Here is a 5,432-nt window from a genome sequence, read left to right as displayed (position 1 = left end):
ATCCTGCCGCCGGGCGCGATGGTCGAGCACAAGACGGGCACGCTCTCCGGTTACACCGGCGACGTCGGCTTCCTCACCACGCCGGAGGGGCGGCGGATCGCGGTCGCTTTCTTCGCCCGCGGCGGCGACAACCGCCCCGGCGTGATCGCCACCGCCGCCCGCGCCATCTACGACACGCTCGGCGGGCAGCCGCGACGCGCCGGCCTGCAGGATGTCCCCGGCGCGATCCAGGCGTACAGCACCCGCGGCACCGCCCAGTAGGATAGGGCGGACCTCCGCCCCCGCGGAACCGGCTAAAGCGTCGAGTGCGCTGCTATCTGGCCCGGCGCACGAACCCGATCAGCACCAGCAGCACGACCGCGCCGATCGTGGCGTAGACGATCGAGGTGACGAGAGGATTGACGACGCTGAAGCTGACGCCGACGCGCGGCAGCAGCCAGCCGGCGAGCAAGGCGCCGACCACGCCGACGACCAGATTGCCGACCAGGCCCAGGCCATAGCCCCGGACGAGGACTCCGGCCAAGAACCCCGCCGCAAGTCCAACGAGGATAAAGATCACGAGCGACTCTGTGGTCATGCTTGGTCTCCTTTGCCGTGGCGCCCGGGGGCCGGGCCCGTCTCGCGACGCCGAGCATAGCAGGCGGCGGCGGCGTTGGCGCGCGCTTTCGCGAAGCTGACGAAGTCGGGCCGCGAGACGCCGCCCGGGACGACTGTCATCGCCCGCCGCGCCGGGCCCGCTCCTCCCGCGCGCGTCGCTTCTCCCACCGGCCGAGCAGCCGGATCGCCAGCTCGACGTCGAACCACTGGTCGCGCGCCCCGGCCATCGCCCGCGCGATCGCTTCCGGGTCCGCGCCGCCGCGCAGCACGGTCGCGGCGAGCTCGCCCTCCAGATGCCCCTCGGATTCGGCGAGCGCCTCGTCCCAGGCGCGCGCGAAGCCGGGCAGCCGGTCCCGCCGGTTCCAAGCGCTCTTCGGCGTGAACCCCGCCGCCCGCGCCGAGCCGGCGATATTGCCGGTGATCCGCAAATGGCCGAGGAACAATGCGTCGTGCCGCTCCGTCCACCAATGCGGCCCCACCGCCATCTTCCGCAGCCGCCCGCCCCGTCCGCGCCGAATCACCAAATCCTCCCCGAGATTTCTCGGGGAGGGGGACCGCCCGAAGGGTGGTGGAGGGGCCTCTTCCCGCTCAGCCAACCGCGCGCTGGCCTGCGCCCGCGCCGCCGCCATCCGCTCCTTAAACCCCGGCTCGGTCCCCCGCAGCCGGTAGATGCAGCCCAGCCCCGCCCCCGAAAGCTCCGCGGCCAGCCGCACGTTCCCGCTCTCCGCCAAAAGCGCGAAGAACCGCCGCCGGCGCCAGCGCGTGAACCGGACGTAGCGGCGCTTAGGTGATTTGGAGTCGCGTCCCTTCGCCATGGGACACGTTATCAATAGACCCAAATCCTATTTTGCAAGAGCGCAGCCGAGCCGCGGCCAGCCGCCGCGAGCGCGCAGCGATCGCAAGCTGGCCCGCGGACTCGGCCAGCTCGGACGGCGGGGCGGTCCGGTCCTCGGACCGAACCCGACCGACGTCACGGGACAATGGTCCCGTGGCGCCTCCCCGCTTAGGCCGACGCCTCGCTCAACCTCGCCACCTGCTCCGGCGTCAATTCCAGCGTGAGCACGCCGAGCAATTCCTCCAGCTGCGCCAGGCTGGTCGCGCTGGCGATCGGGGCGGCGACGCCGGGCTGGACGGCGAGCCAGGCCAAGGCGACCTGGGCCGGGGTGGCGCCGGCTTCGGCGGCGACCGCGTCGAGCGCGGCGAGAACGCGCATTCCGCGTTCGTCGAGATAGGCCTTCATCCGGCTGCCGCGCACGCTTTTGCCCAGATCCGCCTCCGAGCGGTACTTGCCGGTGAGGAAGCCCGAGGCGAGGCCGAAATAGGGCAGGGCCAGGATGCCGCGGGCGACGCAGAGATCCTGCGGCGCCCCCTCGAACTTGTCCCGCGCCATCAGATTATATTCGGGCTGCAGCACCGAGAAGCGCGCCAGCCCCTCGCGCTCGGAGAGGTCGAGCGCCGCGGCCAGCCGCTCGGCGCTGTAGTTGGACGCTCCGATCGCGCGCACCTTGCCGGCCTTCACCAGCCGGTCGAACGCGCCCAGCGTCTCCTCCAGCGGCGTTTCGGAATCGTCCTTGTGCGCATAATAGAGGTCGATCGCCTCGACCCCGAGCCGCCTGAGCGACGCCTCCGCCGCCTCCTCGATATGCGCCGCCGACAGGCCGCGCTCGTAGCCGACCTTGGTCGCGATGCCGACGCCGCTTTTGCCCCCGCGCCGCCTCAGCCATTCGCCGAGCAGCGCCTCGGATTCGCCGCCCCGGTGCCCCGGCACCCAGGCCGAATAGACGTCCGCCGTATCGATCATCGTGCCCTCGGCCTCCGCGAAACGGTCGACGATCGCGAACGCCTCCTCGCCTTTCACCGTCCAGCCGAAGACATTGCCGCCAAGCACCAGCCGGGGCGTCGCCAGTCCGCTCTCGCCGAGCGGGCGCATTTCCATCTCTGCCATGACGCCCCCTTAAGGCCTCGCCGCGATAATCCCAACCGCCGCGCCGCCCGACCCCGAGGCCCGGATTTCGCCGCCCGCCCGATGCACATTCTGCGTTTCTCGGGCCTTCCGAACGTCCGCTACGGGTGGGAAGCGGACGTAAGCAGACCGACAGCTAACGGCCACACCCAGTCATTTTCGCGTGACTACTTATTTCTCAGATCAGAAGGCTGTGAACTCGCTCACCTTGGAAAGCAGATGGTATTCCCACGTTGCAAGTTTTCTACGAACATGCGACCTCATCGATTGCTGCCGTCCCGTCGCATGGCGGTCGCTCTGCGGGGGAGCTTGGGATGGCGCGCTACAAGCCTTATGCGGCGGAGTTCCTCCTTCTCGGCACGACGATGGTCGTCGGCCTGCTGGGCTTCTGGAGCATCTACTTCGGTCAGGGCGCGGATCCCCAGCCGCACCACTATCTGCATGCGGCCACGACCTACATCTGGATGGGGCTGCTTCTCACCCAGCTGGTGCTTCTCCCGAGCGGCAAGCGGGCGGAGCATCGTCGATGGGGCCTGGCAGTGCTGGCTGCCGGTCCCCTCCTAGTCGCGTCGGTGGCCCTGCTGACGGTCCATAGCGCAAGCAGCGCGCTCGCCTCGGGCGAGGAGGACTTCCTGATCGTCCAGAACGTCTTTGGAACCTTCTGGCTGGCCGTCATCATTCTCCTGGCATTCGTCTTGAAGAAGCGCAGGAAGGTGCACGGCGCGCTGCTCTACAGCACACTCATCCTGTTCCTGGGTCCAGCGCTCTTCTTCGTTCTCCTGGCCTTCGCGCCGCCGTTCCGCATAGAGGGACCGGAAACATTCTATCGCTTCCAGACCGCCGCCATGACGGCTCAGGCCATTGTCCTGGCCATCGCGTTGCTCCTCCTCATTAAGGATCGGCGGCATAATTGGCCCTACCTTCTCGCCGCCGCGTCCTACTTACTGGCAGAGGCCATGAAGGCTTGGCTGACCCATCTGGATCTCATCGATCCGCTCACCCGACTGGTGGGGGCTCCGAACCAAGCATCGACTTTCCTCGTTACCTTCGTAATCGTCGCGGCCCTGCTCGCCACCACCGTGCTGCCGACAAAGAGGCAAAAGCCGTCGGCCAGTTTGGCCCCCGGTCGCGTTTAGCTCTGGCTGACGGGGCATACGCGAACTACGCCAACTAGCCGATTATGTCTGCAACGGGTCGAAAGCAGTCACAAGACAGCTACTCGACCGGATCGAAGGGCGCCCGATTCTACCCGCCGCAGGCCGTCCTGAGAATCATCGAGGAGATCGTGCCTGGCGCGGCGTGGCTGAAGCGCACGGCGGAAGGCGCAACATCCTCGCTGCCGATCACGCTGCCCCCCGGGCCGTAACGGACCGAGCTCAGCGTGCCCATCCGGCGGGCCGCGCACTGGATCTTGACCAGGAAGATCGCGCTCCGCGTGCGCGCCTCCGGGACGGCCCGGTAATCCACCTGTACCCATATCTCCGGTTCGGCGCGGCCGCTGGCGCGAACAAGCGACAGATTCTGTATCGACCATCGCGAGCCGTCGTCGCCCACGCCCACCTCGAAATATTCCGTTTCACGAGGCCGGGCGCTCGACCAGTCGCGCTCCCACGGCTCGCAGCCCTCTTGCATCCCGCCGGGACAAGGCGGCGCGGCGAGTGGGTCTTGAGACCTCGGCCCGCATGGTGCCGTTCGATCGGGACAGATCGGCGGAAACAGCTCTCTGAAAGGGTTCTCCGGCGAAACCTGCATCAGCGCCAGCACGGTCAGCCCGATCATATTGTCGCTTCCCGGGGATATGGTTTCATGAATTGTCTTCGGCGGCGGCAGGCCGACGAGGAGCGGAGGGAGGAGCGGCGTCAGTAGCAGGATCCGTGTTGAATGTCCGCAATGGGTCGTTAGCGGACCGGCCGCTTTCGGGGTCCGGTTTACCGGCCGGAATGTCTGAGATGGGTGGGAAGCGGACCTATCCACCCCTGCTCGCCCAAGGACACGAGATGCATCTGCCATGGGCGCGTTCGAGTAGCGGCAAGCGAGGTCGCTTGGTCGACCGTAGTGTGGTATCATCTGGCTGATCGACTTGGCGCCGGGCAATGAAGAAGCTCATCCGACATGTGCTTGGCATCAGTCCGCATAGTGGGTGGGCCGCTTGCGTCATCGTGGGCGGAACTCCCGCCGAACCTAAGATCGTCGCCAATCAGGTGATCCGCTACGCGGACGACAAGGAGCGCTTCTGCTATCATGCGGCGGCGGAGATGGAGCTGGTAGCAGCGGAACGGTGGCTCTCTCAAATGAAACGGCACGCAACTGCCAACGCCCGTCGCGCTCTACAGCCGCTACTGGCAGAAGCCGACATTTGCGCAATTGCTGCCAAAGATCGCCAACCAGGAACCCTCGCATACATCCTAGCTGCGCATCCGCGCATCCACGCCGCCGAAGGCTGTTTCCATCGCGACGTTATTCGCGATGCATGCACGATCCCGGTCGAGCTGGTCCCGCCAGCGTCGCTCGATCCAGGGAGGGTAGGAAAACTCAGCACCTCCCCTTGGGGCCGCGACCAGAAAATCGCCGCGCTTGCGGGCTGGGCTGTTCTCGATCTGAATTGCGCCTGAGTTTAGGGGGAAGCGCCTGCTGTCCAGCATATTAAGCCCGCGGCGTCTCCTTGCAGTCCGAGCTGCCAACCTCTTCCGTGTCCGCAATGGGTCGAAAGCCGCCGCTGCCTCTCCTGAGCCTTATCGAAGCTAATCGAGGGCGGCACTACAGGCACCGGAAATATTCTGGCGCCTGGCCGGCACCCATCGGTGTGTGGAAAACGCCCGTTTCGGGTGTTGTGGAAAACCCCGCCTCCCATTTGCGCAACGCCGCGGCGCAC

General features: G+C 66.9%; 7 protein-coding genes. 3 read left to right on the top strand and 4 right to left on the bottom strand.

The genetic code is table 11. The annotated features are described in order from the left end of the window. Positions 1–261, top strand: a 261-nt coding sequence (locus tag ACT4N8_RS13760) for a serine hydrolase (protein WP_444858684.1), incomplete at its 5' end; no start/stop codon positions are given. A gap of 52 nt (positions 262–313) precedes the next feature. Here ACT4N8_RS13760 and ACT4N8_RS13755 read toward each other — a convergent pair. From ACT4N8_RS13755 to ACT4N8_RS13745, 3 genes are all read right to left on the bottom strand, one after another. Further along, on the bottom strand, positions 314–577 hold the full coding sequence (locus ACT4N8_RS13755) for a GlsB/YeaQ/YmgE family stress response membrane protein (protein WP_444858683.1): 264 nt from the start codon (positions 575–577) through the stop codon (positions 314–316). 136 nt (positions 578–713) lie between these two features. Next, positions 714–1,412 carry a hypothetical protein gene (locus tag ACT4N8_RS13750; RefSeq protein WP_444858682.1) on the bottom strand — a complete coding sequence of 233 codons (699 nt, stop codon included), beginning with the start codon at positions 1,410–1,412 and terminating at the stop codon, positions 714–716. A 188-nt stretch (positions 1,413–1,600) separates the two neighbouring features. Further along, complete coding sequence (locus ACT4N8_RS13745; protein WP_444858685.1) at positions 1,601–2,533, bottom strand: aldo/keto reductase; 933 nt, start codon at positions 2,531–2,533, stop codon at positions 1,601–1,603. A 341-nt stretch (positions 2,534–2,874) separates the two neighbouring features. On the opposite strand from ACT4N8_RS13745, the gene ACT4N8_RS13740 reads away from it, so the two are divergent. Then, positions 2,875–3,696: a hypothetical protein gene (locus tag ACT4N8_RS13740; protein WP_444858681.1), complete on the top strand. Its 822-nt coding sequence runs from the start codon at positions 2,875–2,877 to the stop codon at positions 3,694–3,696. A 109-nt stretch (positions 3,697–3,805) separates the two neighbouring features. On the opposite strand, the gene ACT4N8_RS13735 is transcribed toward ACT4N8_RS13740, so the two are convergent. After that, positions 3,806–4,192 carry a hypothetical protein gene (locus ACT4N8_RS13735; RefSeq protein WP_444858680.1) on the bottom strand — a complete coding sequence of 129 codons (387 nt, stop codon included), beginning with the start codon at positions 4,190–4,192 and terminating at the stop codon, positions 3,806–3,808. 461 nt (positions 4,193–4,653) lie between these two features. Here ACT4N8_RS13735 and ACT4N8_RS13730 point away from each other — a divergent pair, with 461 nt between their 5' ends. After that, positions 4,654–5,172 carry a hypothetical protein gene (locus ACT4N8_RS13730; protein WP_444858679.1) on the top strand — a complete coding sequence of 173 codons (519 nt, stop codon included), beginning with the start codon at positions 4,654–4,656 and terminating at the stop codon, positions 5,170–5,172. Positions 5,173–5,432 lie beyond the last annotated feature (260 nt).

Origin of the sequence: Sphingosinicella sp. (assembly GCF_052387495.1) — a bacterium.
Classification (GTDB): domain Bacteria; phylum Pseudomonadota; class Alphaproteobacteria; order Sphingomonadales; family Sphingomonadaceae; genus Allosphingosinicella.
Note: the sequence above shows the minus strand (reverse complement) of the source record. Positions and strands in the feature narration are given on the sequence as shown.